Below are 20,104 nucleotides of genomic sequence, written 5' to 3'. Positions count from 1 at the left end.
CTCGCGCCCTCGCCCCCCAGGGGCGCGGGCCGTACGACTCGAAACCGGAGAATTCATGAAATACCGCGCCTTACTCGTCCTGGTCGTCGGATTGATCTTCGGCCTGGTCGGACCACCCGCCCAAGCCGTCGCCTACCCCCAGTGGCAGGCTTGGACCTCCTATCCCACCGGCACCCGCGTCACCTACAACTCGGCCGACTTCGAGTCCCGCCAGTCGCACACCTCCCAGCCCGGCTGGGAGCCGCCCAACGTCCCCGCCCTCTGGAAGAGCGTCCAGGGCGACCCGCAGCCGACCGTCCCCGGTCAGCCGGGTGCGGCGTCGGTGAGTGCGACGAACAGTTCGCTGGCCCTGTCGTGGGGCGCGTCCAGTGGGACGGTCACGGGTTATCGCGTCTATGAGGGTGCGACGTTGAAGTCGACGGTGACCGGTACGAGTGCCACGATTTCGGGTTTGGGTACGTGTGAGTCGCACACGTACACGATCAAGGCCTACAACAGTGTGGGTGAGTCGGCCGGGCGTGACGCCTCGGGCACCACCACCGGCTGCGTGGGCATTCCGGGTCAGCCGGGTGCGGCGTCGGTGAGTGCGACGAACAGTTCGCTGGCCCTGTCGTGGGGCGCGTCCAGTGGGACGGTCACGGGTTATCGCGTCTATGAGGGTGCGACGTTGAAGTCGACGGTGACCGGTACGAGCGCGACGATTTCGGGTTTGGGCACGTGTGAGTCGCACACGTACACGATCAAGGCCTACAACAGTGTGGGCGAGTCGGCCGGGCGTGACGCCTCGGGCACCACCACCGGCTGCACCGGCGGCGGCCCGCTGCCCAAGCACTTCCTCACCGGCTACTGGCACAACTTCGTCAACCCGGCCACCGAGCTGCGGCTGTCGGCGGTGCCCAACGAGTACGACCTCGTCGCGATCGCCTTCGCCGAGGCCACCAGCACCCCCGGCCAGGTGACCTTCACCCTCGACCCGGGCCTGGCCAGCGCGCTCGGCGGCTACACCGACGCCCAGTTCCGTGCCGACGTGCAGGCCCTGCACCAGCGCGGCAAGAAGATCATCCTGAGCGTCGGCGGTGAGCTGGGACGCGTCCAGGTGACCAACTCCGCCGCGGCGACCCAGTTCGCCAACAGCGTCTGGGGCATCATGCAGAGCTACGGCTTCGACGGCGTCGACATCGACCTGGAGAACGGGCTCAACGCCACCTACATGGGCCAGGCACTCAGGGAACTGCGCGCCAAGGCCGGCTCGAACCTCATCATCACGATGGCCCCGCAGACCATCGACATGCAGTCGACCGGGATGGAGTACTTCAAGCTCGCCCTGAACATCAAGGACATCCTCACGGTCGTCCACATGCAGTACTACAACTCCGGCAGCATGCTCGGCTGTGACCAGGCCCAGGCCTACTCGCAGGGGACGGTCAACTTCATGACCGCGCTCGCCTGCATCCAGCTCCAGAACGGCCTGCGCGCCGACCAGGTCGCACTCGGCCTGCCGGCCGGACCGGGCGCCGCGGGCGGCGGAGTCGTCTCCCCGACCCTGGTCAACCAGGCACTCGACTGCCTGTCCAAGCGCACCAACTGCGGCAGCTTCGTGCCCCCGCAGGCGTGGCCGGACATCAGGGGCGCCATGACCTGGTCCATCAACTGGGACGCCAGCCACAACTGGAACTTCTCCAAGACCGTCAAGCCGCACCTTCAGGGAATGCCATGAGACGCCTTCTAGTCGCGCTGATATCCGCCGCCGCCCTGCTGTTCGCGGGCCTGGCCTCGGCGACGACCGCGACCGCCGGCTCCGCCCGCACGATCGCGTTCTTCGCCGACTGGGCGCCGTGGACGCCGTACGCCATCGGCGCCGTCGTCACCTACAACGGCACCAGCTACACCGCCATCCAGGCGCACACCTCCCAGCCCGGCTGGGAGCCGCCGAACGTGCCCGCGCTGTGGCGGTCCGGCGGCGGCAACCCGCAGCCGGGCGTGCCCGGCCAGCCCGGCAACGTCAGCACCACGGTCACCAACACCTCCATCGCGCTCAGCTGGGGCGCCTCCTCCGGGACGGTCACCGGCTACCGCGTCTACGAGGGCACGGCCCTGAGGACGACGGTTACCGGCACCAGCGCCACCATCTCCGGTCTGGGCGTCTGCACGTCGCACACCTACACGGTGAAGGCGTACAACAGCGTGGGCGAGTCCACCGGCCGTGACGCCTCCGCCACGACCTCCGGCTGCACCAACCCCGACCCGCCGGGCAAGATGGCCGGCGCGCCATACCTCTACATGGGCTGGGGCAACCCGCCCGCGCCCGCGACCGTCATGAGCGCGACCGGCGTGAAGTCCTTCACCATGGCCTTCATCCTGGCCAGCGGCGGCTGCAACCCGGCGTGGGACGGCAACCGGCCGCTGACCGGCGGCACCGACGCCCAGGCGATATCGGCCATCAAGAACGCCGGCGGCAACGTGCAGATCTCCTTCGGCGGCTGGTCGGGCAACAAGCTCGGCCCCAACTGCTCCACTCCGGCGGCCTTCGCCGGCGCCGTGCAGCAGGTCATCAACGCCGTCGGACCGGCCGTCGTGGACTTCGACATCGAGAACACCGACGAGTTCGAGAACTACACGGTGCAGGACCGCATCCTGAACGGCCTCAAGATCGTCAAGCAGAACAACCCGAGCGTGAAGATCGTCGTGACCTTCGGCACCACCAGGACCGGCCCGAACTCCCACGGCGTCCGCCTGATCAACCAGGCGAAGGCGCTCAGCGTGCCGATCGACAACTTCACGATCATGCCGTTCGACTTCGGCGGCTCCAACATGTACCAGGACACCGTCAACGCCTCCGAGGGCCTGAAGACCGCGCTGAAGAACGCCTACGGCTACACGGACGCGCAGGCCTACGCCCGCATGGGCATCTCCGGCATGAACGGCCTGTCCGACCAGCAGGAGCTCACCTCGCCGGCCACCTGGACGCAGATCCGCGACTGGGCCAAGTCCAAGGGCCTGACCAGGCTGGCGTACTGGGCGGTCAACCGTGACCGGCCGTGCCCCGGCGGCGGCGTGCAGTCCAACTGCAGCGGCATCGCCCAGGCCGACTGGGAGTTCACCCGCATCACCGCGGGGTTCTAGGCGATGCGCCTTCGTCATCTCGCGGCGGCCGCCGTGCTGGCCCTCGGCCTCACGGCGGTCTCCGTCACGCCCGCTCTCGCCGCGAACATCCTGAGCAACCCAGGCTTCGAGAGCGACCTCGCGAGCTGGACCTGCACCGCCTCGTCCGGAGCCCAGGCGGTCACCACCCCGGTCCACTCGGGATCCAAGGCGCTGCAGGCCACCCCGGCCGGCAGCGACACCGGACGCTGCCAGCAGTCGATCAGCGTCAAGCCCTCGTCCTCCTACACCCTGTCCGCCTGGGTGCGCGGCGGCTACGTCTTCCTCGGCGCGCTGGGCACCGGCACCACCGACGTCAGCACCTGGACGTCGTCGCCCTCGGCCTACCGCCAGCTGAGCACGACGTTCACCACCGGCGCGAGCACGACCAGCGTGACCGTCTACGTCAACAGCTGGTACGGCCAGGGCGCCTACCAGGCCGACGACGTGGTGCTCGACGGGCCGCCCGGCACCCCGCCGCCCGACGACACCACGCCGCCGACCGTCCCCGGCAACCTCGCCGTGGGCGGCGCCACCCAGAGCTCGCTGTCGGTGAGCTGGTCGGCCTCCACCGACAACTCCGGCACCATCGCCCGCTACGAGCTCTCCCGCGACGGCGGCGCCCCCACCTCCGTCACGGGCACCTCGACCACGGTCGGCGGCCTGACCGCCAAGACCACCTACCGCTTCAAGGTCCGCGCCTGCGACGGCTCGGGCAACTGCTCCGCCTACACCGCCGAGGTCCCCGGCACCACGACCGAGGGCGGCGGAAACGGCGGGCAACTGCCCAAGCGGGTCATGGTCGGCTACCTGCACGCCTCCTTCGCCAACGGCTCCGGCTACATCCGGATGGCCGACGTCCCGAACGAGTGGGACGTCATCAACCTCGCCTTCGGCGAGCCGACCTCGGTGACCTCGGGCGACATCCGCTTCCGGCTCTGCCCGGCGGCCGAGTGCCCGAACGTCGAGTCCGAGGCGGACTTCATCGCCGCCATCCGGGCCAAGCAGGCCGCGGGCAAGAAGGTCCTCATATCGATCGGCGGCCAGAACGGCCAGGTCCAGCTCACCAGCGCGGGCGCGCGTGACGCGTTCGTCTCCTCGGTGGGCGCGATCATCGACCGTTACGGCCTGGACGGCCTCGACATCGACTTCGAAGGCCACTCCCTCTATCTCAACTCCGGCGACACCAACCTGAGCAACCCGACCACCCCGGTGATCGTCAACCTGATCTCCGCCCTCAGAACCCTCAAGGCGAGGTACGGCTCCCGCTTCGTGCTGACCATGGCGCCGGAGACCTTCTTCGTCCAGCTCGGCTACCAGTTCTACGGGCCCGGCCCGAGCGGGGCCTCCGACAACCGCAGCGCGTCCTACCTTCCGGTGATCCACGCGATGCGCAACGACCTGACGCTCCTGCACGTCCAGGACTACAACTCCGGGCCGATCATGGGCCTGGACAACCAGTACCACACGATGGGCACCCACGACTTCCACGTCGCGATGACCGACATGCTGCTCGCGGGCTTCCCCATCAGGGGCGACACCGCCAACGTCTTCCCCGCGCTCCGCCAGGACCAGGTCGCCATCGGCCTGCCGGCGGCGCCGTGGGCCGGCAACGGCTTCACCACGGTGGCCGAGGTCCAGAAGGCCTTCGACTGCCTGGCCAAGGGCACGAACTGCGGGCCGTACCGGCCGCGTGGGGTCTATCCGAACCTGCGCGGGCTCATGACCTGGTCGATCAACTGGGACAAGTACAACTCCTTCGAGTTCTCCCGCAGCCACCGGGCGTATCTCAACGCGCTCGGCTGAGACCCGGGAGGAGCGGGGCTGAGGCTCCTCGGGAGAGGTTTCCGGGTTACCTCCCCCGAGGCGCCTCACCTCGCTCCTCCCGTCTACCCCTTTATGTGCTCTGTGTAGTCTTGTCGGGACTTATCGTGAGCATCGGGGGGCATGATGAGGCGAGTATTGACGCTCGCCGCGATCCTGGCGATCGTGGCGGGCTGCGCTTCGCCCGAACCCGACCCGCTCGAACCCCAGCAGTGGGGCCTCCCGGCGATCAAGCTGCCCCAGGCCTGGACACAGGAACAGGGCGACGGCGTGGTCATCGCGATCGTGGACACCGGCGTGGACACCGACCACCCCGACCTCAAGGACAAGATCGTCGATGGCTACGACTTCGTCGACGGCGACCAGGACCCCAAGGACCGCAACGGCCACGGCACCCACGTGGCCGGCATCGCCGCCGCCGTCACCCGCAACGGCATCGGCATCGCCGGCGCGGCGCCCGGCGCCATGATCATGCCGGTACGCGTCCTCGGCGCCGTCGGATCGGGAGACAGGGCCACGATCGTCAAGGGCATCGTCTGGGCCGCCGACAACGGCGCCAAGGTCATCAACCTCAGCCTGGGCGAGACCGGCCTGCTGTCACGGCTGCTCAAGGGCGGCACGCTCAACCCGGCCATCCTGCACGCCTACAGCAGAGGCGCGGTCGTCGTGGCCGCGGCCGGGAACGAGGGCACCGCCAGGCAGCCGTACAAGGCGGCCACGCAGGTCCTGGTCGTCGGCGCCAGCGACCAGCAGGGCAAGCCCGCCGACTTCTCCAACTTCGGCGCCGAGGACGCCGTCACCGCCCCCGGCGTGCGCGTCATGTCCACGCTGCCGACCTACGCGACCCCGGAGACCCTCAAGAACACCAGCGGGTACGGCCTGCTCGACGGCACCTCGATGGCGGCGCCGTACGTGTCCGGGTTGGCGGCGCTTCTGATCGGGCAGGGGAAGACCCCCGACCAGACCATGAGGGCCATCCGGCAGACCGCGCAGAACCCGACCAAGGACTTGCGTCTGGGCCTGGGCGTCGTCGACGCGAAGGCGGCGCTGGCCAGGTGAACGAGCTGAGAGTTTCCTGTGAGTTTCCCGGCCGGAATAGCGCCTCGGCCAGGTGTCACCGCAGGTAAAAGGAGTGCACAAATGGTGTTGGTAAGCATACTTATCGAGTGTCATGTCTGACCGCGCATTCGCCTGCCCCGGTGGCAGCACCCTCCCGGGTACGGCAGGCTAGAGGCCGCCATGGAATACGCAGTCCTCACGGGGATAGTCCTCGTCGCCGGTGTCGTGCTCGCCCTTCTCGCCCAATGGCGTGACTGGAGACCATCCCTCGTCGTCGCGATCCTCGTGGGCGTGGCCGTACGGACGCTTCTGCTGTTCACCGCGGCCGACGACGCCTGGCAGCCGGTCGACTTCATGGAGAGCTTCAAGCCCGCGGGCGTGGCCATCCTTAACGGCCAGGATCCGGTCCTGGCCAGCGAGGGCGGCTGGCACTTCCTGCCGACGATCCCGTACGTCTACGGCTTCCTGCTCTGGCTGGGCATCCCGTGGGAGTTCGCCGGGCGCCTGGTCACGATCGTGGCCGACATCGCGCTGATCCCGCTGGTGGCCAAGCTGTCCGGCGGGCCCAAGGCCAACCTGCGCGCGCTGCAATACGCGCTCAACCCGCTGGCCCTGCTGGTCGCGGCCATCCACGGCCAGGTCGAGCCGGTCGCGCTGGCCTTCGGCGTGGCCGCGTTCGTGGTGGCGCGCGGGCCTGGCTCGCCGTACCGGACGGGCGTCACGACCCAGGTGACCGTGCGCCTGCGCCGCGGCGTCGCCGCCTACGGCTGGCGCAACGCGCTGGACAGGGTGATCCGCCCCGGCGGCCTGCTGCACCGCTCGCTCATGCCGACGCGCGACGACCGCCACTACCTGCGGCGCGGCATGTTCGCCGGCGCGCTCATGGGCCTGGCATTGTGCTCGAAGAGCTGGCCGATCTGGCTGATCCCGGGCATGCTGCTGCTCCTGCCCAACCTGCGGGCCAGGATCGTCTCGCTGTTCTTCACCGGCCTGGTGCCGGTGCTCTTCCTGCTCTCGCTGCCGCTCGTGGTGAACACCTCGCTCGGCCAGATCCGGGAAGCGATGTCCGTCATGGGGGACATCCGGCCGATCGTCGGCGACTGGGGCTGGGCCGCGCAGTTCAGCGACGGCAACTGGGAGCTGCGTCCCGACCTCGTCGTCCCCGGCACCTACCTGATCTACGCCACCATGGTCGCCTGCGTGCTGCTGTGGCGGCGGGCCGACCCCATCGACATGACCATCGCGATGCTGATCGCCTTCATGGTGGTCACGCCCCGGCTCGGCGCGCAGTACCTCATGTGGTTCATGCCGTTCCTGGTCGCCAGGCCCACCCGCTTCGCCTGGCCGGCGATCATCGGCTGCTCGGCCTGGGCCGCCTACGGCTACCTCTACATGACGCAGTTCGACGTCGACACCTGGTGGGAGCTGCACTCGCAGTGGGCGCTGGCCTCCATCGTGCTGCTGCCGATCCTGGTCATGGCGATGCCCTGGAACCGCCGTAATCCGACGGTCCCAGAGCTCGCCAAGCCGGTGTCCGCCCCCTCCGAGGGGCGGATGAAGTCAGCCGTGTAGCTCCCGGTAGACGGTGATCCACTGGTCGGGGTGGACGTATCCCACCACCGTGTCGCGCTCGACGCCCGCCCGCCGCAGGGCGGCGTCGACGCCCTGGTAGCGGGTCTTCAGCGAGGCGCGCAGCGAGCCGCCCACCCCGGTGAACCCGAGCTCGACCAGCTCCCGCCAGGCCGCGCCCGCCTCCACCAGCGGCTCGGGCCGCCGCTCGATGCGCAGGATGCCGGAGTCGACCGCCGGCACCGGCCGGAAGCTCTCCCGGCCGACCCGGCCGAGCAGATCCCAGTGGAACCACGGCCAGCTCTCCACCGTGACCAGGCTCCACCTGCCGTAGTCGCCCGAGCGCTTACGGGCGTACTCCAGCTGGGTGAGCAGGGTCGCCGAGGTCATCGCGGGCGCCCGCAGGCACCAGTCGACGATCTTCGACGTGATCGAGTACGGGATGTTGCCGACCACCGCGAACGGCTCCTTCGGCGGCTTGGCCTTGGTGAAGTCGCCCTTGACGATCGTCAGCCCGGTCCTGGCCCTGAGCTTGGCGACCAGAAGCGGATCGATCTCGTAGCCGACGACCTCCACGTCCTCCTGCCGGGCCAGCACGGCCGTGAGCGCGCCTTCCCCGGCGCCGGGTTCGAGTATCAGCCCGTGCGGCCGCGCGGCCTTCACGATCAGGTTGACGGCATGCCGATCGACCAGGAAGTTCTGCGACAAATCGCGCCGCGTCTTGTCTCTGGGCGTGCGGCCGCCGCCGGAGTTCCTGGCCTTCTTCTGAGTGTGGGAATAGTTACCGTGTGCGAAGTTCTGCGCCACAGCTGCAGCCCTTTCGGGTCCTCGAGATGAATGGGATCTCGAAGGGCCCTGGGCGCGCTTTTACGGACGCGCTAAGAAGTCGAGCAGTCCGCTAGCGAGCCAGAGCCCGGCCGCTGCGGATGCGGATGCTGTAGAAGCAGGAGCAATACATGCCGACGACCCTACGAGGGCCGCGCGAACGCTCGCAACGCATTAAACCGGGTGCGCGGCCCATGCCCGTTTCGCCACTCTTGTGGGCATGCAGGCAAACGTCACGGTCACCCCGGCGCAGCTCCCCGAGCTGCTGCTGCATGTCGCCGTGGTGCGCCCCGTCTTCCTCTGGGGCGCCCCGGGGATCGGCAAGAGCTCGCTCGTCCGCGAGTTCGCCGCCTCCCTCGGCCTGGAGTGTGTGACGCTGCTCGGCACCCAGCTCGCCCCCGAGGACCTCATCGGCGTCCCCGAGCTCGTGGGTGGCCGCAGCCGCTTCGCCCCGCCGGAGTCGATCGCCAGGGACGAGCCCTACTGCCTGTTCCTCGACGAGCTCAACGCCTCATCGCCCGAAGTGCAGAAGGCCTTCTACTCGCTGATCCTCGACCGCAGGATCGGCACCTACGAGCTGCCCGCGGGCTCGGTCGTGATCGGCGCCGGCAACCGCGCCACCGACAACGCGCTGGCCAGGCCCATGGCCTCGGCGCTGATCAACCGGCTGGTCCACGTGCACCTGCGCGCCAGCGCCGACGACTGGCTCAAGTGGGCGGCCGACGCCGGCATCCACCCCTGGATCGCCGACTACCTCGTCCAGCGCCCCGACCACCTGTGGAGCGCCCCGCCGAAGACCGAGGAGGCGTTCTCCTCGCCGCGCGCCTGGCACATGCTCTCCGACGTCATCACCTCCTACGGCGACGACATCGAGGACGAGATCCTCGCCATGCTCGCCTTCGGCACCCTCACCGCCACCCACGCCTCGGCCTTCCGCGCCTACGTCAAGACCGTCCGCCACGCCTACGACCTCGACGCCGTCCTGAAGGGCGAGGCCCCCTGGCCGCGCCGGCCGGAGGAGCGCGACCTGCTCTACTTCCTGTCGGAGACCTTCCGCGCCCGCCTCGTCAAGGAACTGCCCGCCGACAAGCGCGGCGCCTCCAGCCGGGGCCGCGACCTCGCCTTCCGGGCCAAGACGCTCCTGGTCGAGCTGGCCGAGATCTCGCTGGAGTGCGCGCAGCTCGTCATCGCCAACGAGGCCGACGGCGCGCCCGCCCTGCCGACGTGGTTCCTCGTAGAGGTCGGCCGCGACCTGCCCCGGCTCTCGGCGGCCCGCTCATGAGGAAGAAGCAGAAGCTCGACCCGTGGCGGCTCAAGGTGCAGCAGGGCTGGACCATGGTCACCCGGCACCCGCTGTTCGAGGTCTACCACGCCAACCTGCACCCGGCCGACGACGGCGACCTGTCCAAGGAGACCTGGGCGAGCGTCACCGGCGACGGCGACGTCCGCCACCACCCGCACCGCAAGGCGGAGCCGGAGGAATGGGCATGGATCTTCGCCCACCTCCTGCTCCACCTGGGCTTCGGCCACGCCGACCCGCGCAACTGCGCGCCCGCTGACGTCGGCGCCGAGGTCGTGGCCTCCTGGCAGCGCTCCAACCTGCCCGACGTCGCCTACCAGGCCGCCTGCTGCGTGCACGTCGAGCGTTTCCTGCGCACGCTGAAGCTGGGCCGCTGCCCCACGCCGCTGCCCGCCGAACTGCCGGCCGAGCCCGAGGTCACGCTCTCCGAGCGCTGGCGCAGGATCGGGCTGCCCCCGGAGTACGCGCCGCTCGGTCAGGCCGACTTCCTCATCGGCGCCGAGGACCTCGCCAAGCACCTCGACCACGAACGCTCCTTCGCCATCGGCGTGGCCAGGACCGCCACCGTCGCCCTGGAGAAGGCCGGGACCCCGCGCACCACCGGGGACCGGCGGCCCGACGGCCCGTGGGACGTCGCGCTGCGCTGGTTCGTCTCCTCCTACCCGCTGCTCGGCGCGCTCGCCGCCGGGATGACCGTCGTCGCCGACGCCGATCTTGCCCGCGGCTGGGACATCTCGGTCGCCGCTGTCAGCGCCGAGGCCGCGGAGATCTACGTCAACCCGCTGGCCGGGCTGGTCATCGAGGAGTGGCGGTTCGTGCTGGCCCACGAGATGCTGCACGCCGCGCTGCGGCACGGGGAGCGGACGGGCGGGCGGGAGCCGTACGTCTGGAACATCGCCTGCGACTACGTGATCAACGGCTGGCTCGTCGAGATGGGCGTGGGGGAGATGCCGGAAGGGCTCCTGCACGACCCGTCGCTCGCCGGACAGTCGGCCGAGGCCGTCTATGACCAGATCGTCACCGACCTGCGGCGGCTGCGCAAGCTGGCCACGCTGCGCGGGCGCGGGCTCGGCGACGTGCTCGACCGGCCGCCGCGCGGCGTCAAGGGCTACGTGGACCTGGACGAGTACTACCGCAACGCGCTGACCCAGGGCCTGGTCTACCACCAGACCAGCGGGCGCGGCTTCGTCCCCGCCGCCCTGGAGCAGGAGATCCGCGCGCTCGACCAGCCGCCGCTGCCGTGGGACGCGCGGCTGGCGCGCTGGTTCGACGAGCACGTGCCGGCGGTGGACAAGCGCCGCTCCTACGCGCGCGCCTCCCGCCGCCAGTCCGCGACGCCCGACATCCCCCGCCCCGGGTGGGTACGCCCCGAGGAACTGGTCCAGCAGGCGACGTTCGGCGTCGTCCTGGACACCTCAGGCTCGATGGACGTGAAGACGCTCGGCAAGGCCCTGGGCGCCATCGCCTCCTACGCCATCGCCAGGGACGTGCCCCGCGCCCGCGTGGTCTACTGCGACGCCGCCGCCTACGACGCCGGTTACCTGCCCGTGGAGGACATCGCCCAGCGGGTACGCGTACGCGGCCGGGGCGGCACCATCCTGCAACCCGGCGTGAACCTCCTGGAACGGGCCCCCGACTTCCCGGCCGACGGCCCGATCCTGCTCATCACCGACGGCCAGTGCGACGTGCTGCGGATCCGGCGCGAGCACGCGTTCCTCATCCCGCAGGGCGCCCACCTGCCCTTCCGCGCCCGCGGCTCGGTCTTCACCATGAAGTGACGCTTTGATGCTGCTTTGAGGTAGCCGAGGTAATGCTAGGCGCATGGACAGACCGGCCAAGGTGCTCGTGGTGGACGACGAGCCGAACATCCGCGCCTTGCTCTCGCAGACACTCCGGCTGGTCTCCTTCGAGGTCAGGACCGCCGAGAGCGGCGCGGAGGCGATCAGCGCCGCCCGCGACTTCGAGCCGGACATCGTCGTGCTCGACGTCATGCTGGGCGACTTCGACGGCTTCGAGGTCGCGCGGCGGCTCGGCGAGCGCATCCCGGTGCTGTTCCTGACCGCCCGCGACACCGTCGAGGACCGGGTGCAGGGCCTCACGCTGGGCGCCGACGACTACGTGGCGAAGCCGTTCAGCCTGGAGGAGGTCGTGCTGCGCATCCGCGCCATCCTGCGCCGCAGCCGCGGCGGCGGCCCGCCCGCCGAGCTGCTCAGCTACGCCGACCTGGAGCTCGACACCGCCGCCCACGAGGTACGCCGCGCCGGCGCCCGCGTAGAGCTGTCCCCCACCGAGTTCAACCTGCTGGAGTACCTGCTGGCCAACGCCGGACGGGTGGTCAGCAAGGCCCAGATCCTCGACAGCGTCTGGCGCTACGACTTCGACGGCGACTCCAGCATCGTCGAGTCCTACGTCTACTACCTGCGCAAGAAGATCCCCGGCCTGATCCAGACCGTCCGCGGCGTCGGTTACACGCTCAGGAGCCCGCGATGAAACGCTGGACGCTGCGCACCCGGCTGGTCGTCTCGATCCTGGCGCTGACCACGCTCGGCCTCGTGCTCGCCAACGTCGTCGGCATCGCGCTGCTCCAGGGCATGCTCGTCCGCCGCGTGGACGAGCAGCTCGTCGCGGCCTCCGCGAACATCGGCAGCCGCATCCAGCAGCCGCTGCCGATCAGGCCGCCGGCCCGCTACACGGCCGTGGACGTGAACCTGGAACGGCTGCTCACCAAACGGGTCGCCCAGGTCTCGCGCATCATGATCTACACCAGCTCCGGCACGCTGAAGACCACCCTGCCCGCCACGAAGGACCCGGGCCCGGAGATCGACCGGCTCCGCTACGACGGCCCCTACACCGTGCCCGGCAGCGAGGGCCCCGCCTGGCGGGTGGTGGCGACCGCCGTGCCCATGGGCGACACGGTCGTCATCGGCACCTCCCTGGAGGACGTGGAGCAGACCCGCACCTCGCTCATCGCCATCGCCGTCGCCGTCAGCGCCGCCGTGCTGGTCCTGCTCGGCATGGCAGCCGATGTCCTGGTACGCCTCGGCCTGCGCCCCCTGACCCGCATGGAGAACACCGCCGCCCACATCTCCGGCGGCGACTTCGCCCGCCGCGTCCCCGACCCCGACCCGCACACCGAGCCGGGCCGCCTCGGCCTGGCCATGAACGTCATGCTCGACCGCGTCACCCACGAGATCGCCGCCAGAACCGCCTCCGAGGCCCGCATGCGCCGCTTCCTCGCCGACGCCTCCCACGAGCTGCGCACCCCCCTCACGTCCGTACGCGGCTTCGCCGAACTGCACCGGCGCGGCGGCGGCGACGCCGACGAGACCATGCGCCGCATCGAGGACGAGGCCACCAGGATGGGCGTGCTCGTCAACGACCTGCTCACGCTGGCCCAGCTCGACGAGGAACGCGCGCTCGAACGCGGCCGCGTCGACCTGCTGGAGGTCGCCGCCGACACCATCAGGGACGCCCGCGCCAGAGTGCCCGAACGCCAGGTCAGGCTGGCCGCGCTCGGCGACGCGCTCGCCCCGGTCTCGCTGGCCGGCGACGAGGCGCGGCTGCGGCAGGTGGCCGCCAACCTCGTCGGCAACGCCCTGGCCCACACCCCCGCCGACGCCTCGGTGACGGTCCGCGTCGGGCGCGCCGGCGGCATGGCCGTGCTGGAAGTGGCCGACACCGGGCAGGGGATCGACGAGCGGCACGTGCCGTACCTCTTCGACCGGCTCTACCGGGTCGGGCAGGGACGTTCGCGCTCGGACGGCGGCGCGGGACTGGGGCTGGCGATCGTCGCGGCCATCGTGCACGCGCACGGCGGCAGGGTGACGCTCGACACCGGTCCGGGCGAGGGCGCCAGGTTCCGCGTATTCCTACCTGCCTCCGAGGCGGCTCCCAGCCCGCTCTGATCCGGGCTGGCCACAGTCGGGCCCATGACGCGAATCCTCATCGCCATAGGCGCCCTCGCCGTGATAGCGGGCTGCGGCTCGCAACCGACCACGGCGGGCGTGGCCTCGGTCGCCAACGCCCAGCCCAGCGCGTCCGCCAGCGCCTCGTCCACCACGACCGCCGACCCGCAGGAACAGGCCAGGAAGTTCACCCAGTGCATGCGGGACAACGGCGTCGACATGCCCGACCCCGACCCCGACGGCAAGATGGGCGGCCTGAAGCTCGACGCCAAGGACGTCAACCAGGAGGCGTTCAAGAAGGCCGCCGAGGCGTGCAAGCAGTACCGGCCCTTCCGCGACCGCGCCGACCTCAAGCCCGAGGACCTGGAACGGCTGCGCGGCTACGCCGCCTGCATGCGCGAGAACGGCGTCGACATGCCCGACCCCGACCCCAACGGCGGCTTCGGCGGCAAGCGCCCGGCGCTCAACGCCGACGACCCCGCGTTCAAGAAGGCGGTCGAGGCATGCCGGGCCAAGTTCCCGCAGCTCGGGGGCCGCAAGTGAGGGCCCTGCGCGCCGTCGCCTGGACGGGCGGCGCGGCCCTGCTCGCCGCCGCGGTGGCCGCCGCCGCGATCGGCTTCGGCGGCGACGGATCCGGTACGGCCGTCGCCGCCCGCACAGCCCCCGCCACCGCCAAGGTCACCCGCACGACGCTGACCGAGACCAAGGCGGTCAACGGCTCGCTCGGCTACGGCTCCACCGCCGACATCAGCGCCCGCGGCCAGGGCACCATCACCTGGCTGCCCAAGGAGGGGGACACCATCACCCGCGGCAAGTCCGTCTACAGCGTGGACGCCGACCGGGTCCCGCTCCTGTACGGCTCGATGCCGCTCTACCGCACGCTCCAGGACGGTGTCGAGGGCATGGACGTCGAACTGCTGGAGCGCAACCTCGCCAAGCTCGGCTACGACGGCTTCGACGTGGATGGCGAGTACACCTGGGCCACCCGCGAGGCCGTCGAGGACTGGCAGGACGACATCGGCGTCCCCGTCACCGGCACGGTCGAGCCCGAGGACGTCGTCGTGGCCGACGGCCCGCTGCGCGTCGACAAGCTCAAGACCGCGCGCGGCGCCGCGGCCGGCGGTCCTGTGCTGACCTCCACCGGCACCACCCGCGAGGTGCTCGTCGACCTCGACGTGGCCGACCGCCACCTGCTCAAGAAGGGCATGAAGGCCACCGTCGAGCTGCCCGACGGCACCGAGGTACAGGGCAAGATCTCCAGCATCGGCAAGACCGCCACCACGACCGGCGAGGGCCAGGAGGCCACCACGACCGTCGAGGTCACGGTCGCGGTGAGCGGGGTCAAGGGGTTCGACACCGGGCCGGTGACGGTCACCGTCGTGTCGGGTCAGCGCAAGGACGTGCTGGCCGTACCGGTGGGGGCGCTGTTCGCCCTCGCCGAGGGCGGCTACGGCGTGCAGGTCGTCGAGGGCGCCTCGACCCGTTACGCGGCGGTGGAAGCCGGACTGTTCGCCGACGGCAAGGTCGAGGTCTCCGGTGTGGACGAGGGAACCACCGTGGCGGTGCCCAAGTGATCGCCGAGCTGCAGGAGGTCAGCAAGGACTACGGCGAGGTCCAGGCGCTGCGCGGCGTCACCCTGGGCATCGGCGCGGGCGAGCTGCTCGGCATCGTCGGCCCGTCCGGCTCCGGCAAGTCGACCATGCTCAACATGATCGGCACCCTCGACCGGCCGTCCGGCGGCACCGTGCGCATCGCCGGGCACGACGTCTCGCAGCTCAACGACCGGGCGCTGTCGGCGCTGCGCGCCCAGACGATCGGCTTCGTCTTCCAGCAGTTCCACCTGGCCGCGGGTGTGCCCGCCCTCGACAACGTCGCCGACGGGCTGCTCTACTCCGGCCCCGCCCTGCGCGAGCGGCGGCGCCGCGCCGCGGACGCGCTTGAGCGGGTCGGGCTCGGCCACCGGCTCGACCACCGCCCCCACCAGCTGTCCGGCGGGGAGAAGCAGCGGGTGGCGATCGCCCGCGCGGTCGTCGGCGGCCCGTCGCTGCTGCTGGCCGACGAGCCCACCGGCAACCTCGACTCCCGCTCCGGCGCCGGCGTCATGGACCTGCTGCGCGAACTCAACGACGCCGGGACCACCGTCGTGATCATCACCCACGACCGCGACATCGCCGCCTCCCTGCCCCGGCAGGTCGAGATGCTCGACGGCAAGGTGATCGCATGACCGCCCTCGTCCCGGCCAGAATGCACGCCCGCGACGTCGTGCGGGTCGGCGGCGCCGGGCTGCGCGCCCGGCCGCTGCGCGTCTTCCTGTCGGCGCTCGGCATCGCCATCGGCATCGCCGCCATGCTCGGCGTCGTCGGCATCTCCGCCTCCAGCCAGGAGGACCTCAACCGGCAACTGGCCGCGCTCGGGACCAACCTGCTCAAGGTCTCGCCCGGCCAGACCATGTTCGGCGACAGCTCCCACCTGCCCACCGAGGCCGAAGGCATGATCGCGCAGATCCCGCCGGTCACCTCCGTCACCGCCACCGGCACCACGACCGCCCACGTCTACCGCAACGAGCACATCCCCGAAGGGCAGACCGGCAGCGTGTCGGTCACCGCCGCCAGGCTCGACCTCATCGGCGACGTCGGCGCCCAGGTGGTCAGCGGCGCGTGGCTGAACGAGGCCACCCAGCGCTACCCGGCCACCGTCCTCGGCGCCAAGGCCGCCGAACGGCTCGGCGTCGTCGAAGCCGGGCCCGACCAGCGCGTATGGCTCGGCGGGCAGTGGTTCACCGTGGTCGGCGTGCTCGGCCCGGCGCCGCTCGCCCCCGAGGTGGACACCGCCGCCCTCGTCGGCTGGCCGGTCGCCGAGGAACGCCTCGGCTTCGACGGCTACCCCACGACCGTCTACGCCCGTTCCCACGAACAGTCGGTCACCGCCGTGCGCGACGTGCTCGCCGCCACCGCCAACCCCGCCCACCCCGACGAGGTCGAGGTCTCCAGGCCCTCGGACGTGCTGGCCGCCAAGCAGGCCACCGACGCCACCCTGAACGCCCTGCTGCTCGGCCTCGGCGGCGTCGCCCTCCTCGTCGGCGGCGTCGGCGTGGCCAACACCATGGTCATCTCCGTGCTCGAACGCCGGGCCGAGATCGGGCTGCGCCGCTCGCTCGGCGCCACCCGGGGGAAGATCAGGCTGCAGTTCCTCGCCGAGTCGCTGCTGCTGTCCGCCATCGGCGGCGTCGGTGGCGTCGTGCTCGGCATCGGCGTGACCTCGCTGTACGCCACCTTCCAGGGTTGGCCGTCGATCGTGCCCGTCTGGGCGATGGCCGGAGGCATCCTGGCCACGCTGGTCATCGGCGGGCTCGCCGGGTTCTACCCCGCCGTGCGCGCCGCGCGCATGTCGCCGACGGAGGCGCTGGCCACGACCTGACGTCCGATTCCTTCAAGAGCTCTGGCCGGGCGTCCCGATAGCGTGTGCGGCATGGACATTCTGACCAGCGCCGCGACATACATACAGCTCAACGCCCGGCTCCTCGACCGCTTCCGGTTCGAGGCGTTGTTCGGCGACGGCGACCGGCGACGGGTCCTGGACGTTCTGCGCGCCTACCAGAACCACGACGGCGGCTTCGGCAACGCCCTCGAACCCGACCTGCGCGGCCCCGGCAGCCAGCCGGAGCCCGTCGAGGTCGCCTTCCACATCCTCGACGAGCTCGACGCCTTCGACGACCCCATGGTCAACGGCGCCTGCGCGTACCTGGGCGGCGTGTGCACGCCGGACGGCGGCGTGCCGTTCGTGCTGCCCAGCGTGCGCGACACGCCCAGGGCGCCCTGGTGGCAGACCGACGACGACCCGCCCGGCAACCTCGTGCCCACCGCGTCCATCGCCGGGCTCCTGCACAAGCACGGCGTGCGGCACCCGTGGCTGGTGCGGGCCACCGACTTCTGCTGGTCGGCCATCGCCGCCATCAAGGACGAGACCACCCCGTACGAGGCGCGGGCCGTCGTGCTCTTCCTCGAACTCGCGCCCGACCGGGAGCGCGCCGAGGCGGAGTTCGCGCGGCTGAAGGAGGCCATCCTGGCCACTGTCGCGCTCGACCCCGACGCGCCCGGTGCCGCGCACTTCCCGCTGGACTTCGCGCCCGAGCCGATGCGGCTGCCGCTGTTCGCCCCCGACGTGATCGAGCGCCACCTGGACGCGCTGGTCGCGCAGCAGAAGGATGGCGGGTGGGGGTTCAACTGGACGTCGTGGACGCCTGCCGTACAGACGGAGTGGGGTGGTCACATCACGGTCGAGCGGCTCAAGACGCTGCGCGCCTACGGCCGGATCTGACGCCTCAGGTGAGCAACGTCCCCATGGTGACGCCGCTCAGCCGTTTGACGTCGTTGGCCAGATGCGCCTGGTCGGCGTAGCCGCTCGCGAACGCCACCTCGGCCAGAGGCCGCCCCGCCCTGGCCATCCGGAGCGCCCGCTGGAACCGGACGATGCGCTGCAGAACCTTGGGGGAGTAGCCGAAGCTCGCCAGGCTTCTGCGGTGCAGCTGGCGCTCGCTGAACCCCAGCTCCCAGGCGACCTCGCGGACCGACCGTCCCGCCCGCAGAGCCGTGGCCATCGCCGGCGCGGCCGCGTCGGGCGCGGGCGTCTCGCCCCAGCGCTCGGTCACCGCCCCGACCATCGCCCGCCGCACCGCCGCCCGCACCTCGGGCGACTCCCCGGTACGCCCGCTCGGGCCGAGCCGCGCCTCCAGATCACGCATGACCCCGCCGAGCGCGCTCACGGGGACACGCTGGTCGCGCAGCTCCTCCAGGGGTACGCCGAACAGCGCGCCGGTGGCCCCGGGATGAAAGCGGACACCCACGTAGACGTCGCCCGCGCGCATCGGCGTCGGCATCGGGCCGGTGTCGGGACCGGCCACGTGCAGACCGCCGGGACCCCAGATCAGGTCGACGGCGGCGTCGGGCACCACGAGCTGGGAGCCGTCGGACTCCGCGACCTGTTCCCACAGCCAGGAGATCCGGCCGGCCAGCTCGGCGTGCGGCGCTCGTTCTACATACATGGCGTCAGGGAGAACACCTCCGTCGCCGGTGTTTATGCCTTGCCCGAGATGAGGGCGCCCGCCCATTTCGCGCTCGGGTCGCTGTCGATCAGGAGCGCCTTCGTCAGCAGGCTGAGCGGGATCGCCAGCAGCGCGCCGAGCGGGCCCAGCACGAACGTCCACACGATCAGCGACAGCAACGTCATCGTGGTGGACAGTCCCACCGCGTCGCCCAGGTACTTGGGCAGCACCAGGCCCTGGAAGACGACGTTGATCACGCAGTAGGCGGCGATGACCAGGATCATCTGCTTGGGCCCGCCGTCCAGGAGGGCGAGCATGCTCGGCGGGATGAGCCCGAGGACGAAGCCGATGTTCGGGATGTAGGTGGTGATGAGCGCGAGAACCCCCCACAGCAGCGGCAGCGGGACACCCAGCAGATACAGGGCGATGACATCGCAGGTGGCGCAGATGATCCCGAAGACGGTGGAGACGATGAGGTAGCGCCGGGTCTTGCCGGCGAAGGTGTCCAGGGCGGTGATGATGCCCGGGCGCTCGCCGCGTACCGAATCCAGGATCTTCGCCGTGATGGGCGCGTCCAGCGACATCGCCAGCAGAAGCACCACGATCAGAAACAGGCTCGACAACACCCCGACCAGGCTGGACAGCAACGCCTGGGCCGCACCGAGCAACTTGCCCGGATCGAACGACTGCAGCGCCTTGCTGAGCTGCTCGTTCCCGAACCCGTACTCGGCGGCGAAGCGCTGCGCCTGGTTGAGCAGCCCCTGGAACTGGCCGGAGTAGGAGGGCAACAGCCCGGCCAGCTGCGTGACCGAGACCGTCAGCACCGCGACCATGGCCAGCACCACGAACACCACGATGAGGAACGGCACCGCCACCTGGACCCAGACGGGCGCCCGCTTGCCTGCCAGCCATCCCCGCACGGGAGACACGGCGATGACAAGGACCATGGCGAGCACCAAGGGGCCGACGATCGAGGCGACCTCTCGCAGCCCGAAAAGCACGATCAGTGCGCAGGCGGTGCCTAGCAGCACGATGATCGCGCGGGGTATCGACCGCTCGCTCACACATGGGGTACTACCCCCACGATCCCCTCCACACCGGCACATCTTGCTGATTTGACGGTTCCGGGAGACGTACATAGAGTTCACCAGTCCCACGGGAACGGCCAAGATCGCCGAACCCGGACGGACACCCCCGATTCGACAAGCTCCGGAAGTCGGAGTAAGTTAGAGGGGTTGCCCCGGAGACGGGGTGGTCGAAATTCCCGCAGGTCAGCCCGCGAGTGTCAATTTGACACCAAGCGGACCGGCTGAAAGAATTAAGACACGAAATGAGCCGCTGGAAAACGCGTCCGTTTCTTGAGAACTCAACAGTGTGTTAAAAGCCAGTGCATGAAGTATTTCATGCAACACCTCGTCTGGAATATGATGAGTTTTTGCT

Annotated in this window: 17 protein-coding genes; 14 read left to right on the top strand and 3 right to left on the bottom strand. The window is 70.4% G+C overall.

Annotated features, from left to right (window positions below; translation table 11 throughout):
* Positions 1-55 precede the first annotated feature (55 nt).
* The 5 genes from HNR40_RS25185 to HNR40_RS25165 all read left to right on the top strand — a co-directional run bounded on the left by HNR40_RS25185 (position 56) and on the right by HNR40_RS25165 (position 7,596).
* The gene (locus tag HNR40_RS25185; RefSeq protein ID WP_184965442.1) at positions 56-1,717 is read left to right on the top strand and encodes a glycosyl hydrolase family 18 protein; all 1,662 of its coding nucleotides are present in this window, start codon (positions 56-58) and stop codon (positions 1,715-1,717) included.
* Positions 1,714-3,123: a carbohydrate-binding protein gene (locus tag HNR40_RS25180; RefSeq protein WP_184965440.1), complete on the top strand. Its 1,410-nt coding sequence runs from the start codon at positions 1,714-1,716 to the stop codon at positions 3,121-3,123. The genes HNR40_RS25185 and HNR40_RS25180 overlap by 4 nt, the downstream gene beginning before the upstream one ends.
* 3 nt (positions 3,124-3,126) lie before the next feature.
* Positions 3,127-4,947, top strand: a complete 1,821-nt coding sequence (locus HNR40_RS25175) for a chitinase (protein ID WP_184965439.1) — start codon at positions 3,127-3,129, stop codon at positions 4,945-4,947.
* A gap of 141 nt (positions 4,948-5,088) precedes the next feature.
* Positions 5,089-6,024 carry a S8 family peptidase gene (locus HNR40_RS25170; protein WP_184965437.1) on the top strand — a complete coding sequence of 312 codons (936 nt, stop codon included), beginning with the start codon at positions 5,089-5,091 and terminating at the stop codon, positions 6,022-6,024.
* A 180-nt stretch (positions 6,025-6,204) separates the two neighbouring features.
* Entirely contained in the window at positions 6,205-7,596 is a 1,392-nt protein-coding gene (locus HNR40_RS25165; RefSeq protein WP_184965435.1) for a putative hexosyltransferase, read from the top strand.
* Here HNR40_RS25165 and erm read toward each other — a convergent pair.
* Entirely contained in the window at positions 7,585-8,400 is an 816-nt protein-coding gene (erm, locus tag HNR40_RS25160; RefSeq protein ID WP_184965432.1) for an ErmE/ErmH/ErmO/ErmR family 23S rRNA (adenine(2058)-N(6))-methyltransferase, read from the bottom strand. The two genes, HNR40_RS25165 and erm, sit on opposite strands and share 12 nt — an antisense overlap.
* Positions 8,401-8,638: 238 nt before the next feature.
* Between erm and HNR40_RS25155 the strand changes: the two genes are divergently transcribed.
* The 9 genes from HNR40_RS25155 to HNR40_RS25115 are packed head-to-tail and all read left to right on the top strand — an operon-like array spanning position 8,639 to position 17,940.
* The gene (locus HNR40_RS25155) at positions 8,639-9,700 is read left to right on the top strand and encodes an AAA family ATPase (protein WP_184965430.1); all 1,062 of its coding nucleotides are present in this window, start codon (positions 8,639-8,641) and stop codon (positions 9,698-9,700) included.
* Positions 9,697-11,496, top strand: a complete 1,800-nt coding sequence (locus HNR40_RS25150; protein WP_184965428.1) for a vWA domain-containing protein — start codon at positions 9,697-9,699, stop codon at positions 11,494-11,496. Before HNR40_RS25155 ends, HNR40_RS25150 begins: the two co-directional genes overlap by 4 nt.
* Before the next feature lie 43 nt (positions 11,497-11,539).
* Positions 11,540-12,208 (top strand): response regulator transcription factor, encoded by a 669-nt coding sequence (locus HNR40_RS25145; RefSeq protein WP_184965426.1) that lies wholly within the window; start codon positions 11,540-11,542, stop codon positions 12,206-12,208.
* Entirely contained in the window at positions 12,205-13,623 is a 1,419-nt protein-coding gene (locus tag HNR40_RS25140; protein ID WP_184965424.1) for a sensor histidine kinase, read from the top strand. The genes HNR40_RS25145 and HNR40_RS25140 overlap by 4 nt, the downstream gene beginning before the upstream one ends.
* Before the next feature lie 24 nt (positions 13,624-13,647).
* Entirely contained in the window at positions 13,648-14,166 is a 519-nt protein-coding gene (locus tag HNR40_RS25135) for a hypothetical protein (protein WP_184965422.1), read from the top strand.
* Complete coding sequence (locus tag HNR40_RS25130) at positions 14,163-15,197, top strand: peptidoglycan-binding protein (protein ID WP_221340815.1); 1,035 nt, start codon at positions 14,163-14,165, stop codon at positions 15,195-15,197. The genes HNR40_RS25135 and HNR40_RS25130 overlap by 4 nt, the downstream gene beginning before the upstream one ends.
* Positions 15,194-15,847 carry an ABC transporter ATP-binding protein gene (locus tag HNR40_RS25125; RefSeq protein ID WP_376773505.1) on the top strand — a complete coding sequence of 218 codons (654 nt, stop codon included), beginning with the start codon at positions 15,194-15,196 and terminating at the stop codon, positions 15,845-15,847. The genes HNR40_RS25130 and HNR40_RS25125 overlap by 4 nt, the downstream gene beginning before the upstream one ends.
* Positions 15,844-17,040 carry an ABC transporter permease gene (locus HNR40_RS25120; RefSeq protein WP_184965418.1) on the top strand — a complete coding sequence of 399 codons (1,197 nt, stop codon included), beginning with the start codon at positions 15,844-15,846 and terminating at the stop codon, positions 17,038-17,040. The genes HNR40_RS25125 and HNR40_RS25120 overlap by 4 nt, the downstream gene beginning before the upstream one ends.
* Before the next feature lie 51 nt (positions 17,041-17,091).
* Positions 17,092-17,940, top strand: coding sequence for a hypothetical protein (locus HNR40_RS25115; protein WP_184965416.1), 849 nt, complete (start codon positions 17,092-17,094; stop codon positions 17,938-17,940).
* 4 nt (positions 17,941-17,944) lie between these two features.
* On the opposite strand, the gene HNR40_RS25110 is transcribed toward HNR40_RS25115, so the two are convergent.
* Positions 17,945-18,664: a helix-turn-helix transcriptional regulator gene (locus HNR40_RS25110; protein ID WP_184965414.1), complete on the bottom strand. Its 720-nt coding sequence runs from the start codon at positions 18,662-18,664 to the stop codon at positions 17,945-17,947.
* A 32-nt stretch (positions 18,665-18,696) separates the two neighbouring features.
* A complete protein-coding gene (locus HNR40_RS25105; RefSeq protein ID WP_312896501.1) occupies positions 18,697-19,728 on the bottom strand; it encodes an AI-2E family transporter in 1,032 nt (343 codons plus the stop codon).
* Positions 19,729-20,104: the final 376 nt, after the last annotated feature.

This window comes from Nonomuraea endophytica (assembly GCF_014203235.1).
Taxonomy (GTDB): domain Bacteria; phylum Actinomycetota; class Actinomycetes; order Streptosporangiales; family Streptosporangiaceae; genus Nonomuraea; species Nonomuraea endophytica.
This window is presented reverse-complemented; position numbering and strand designations above follow the sequence as displayed.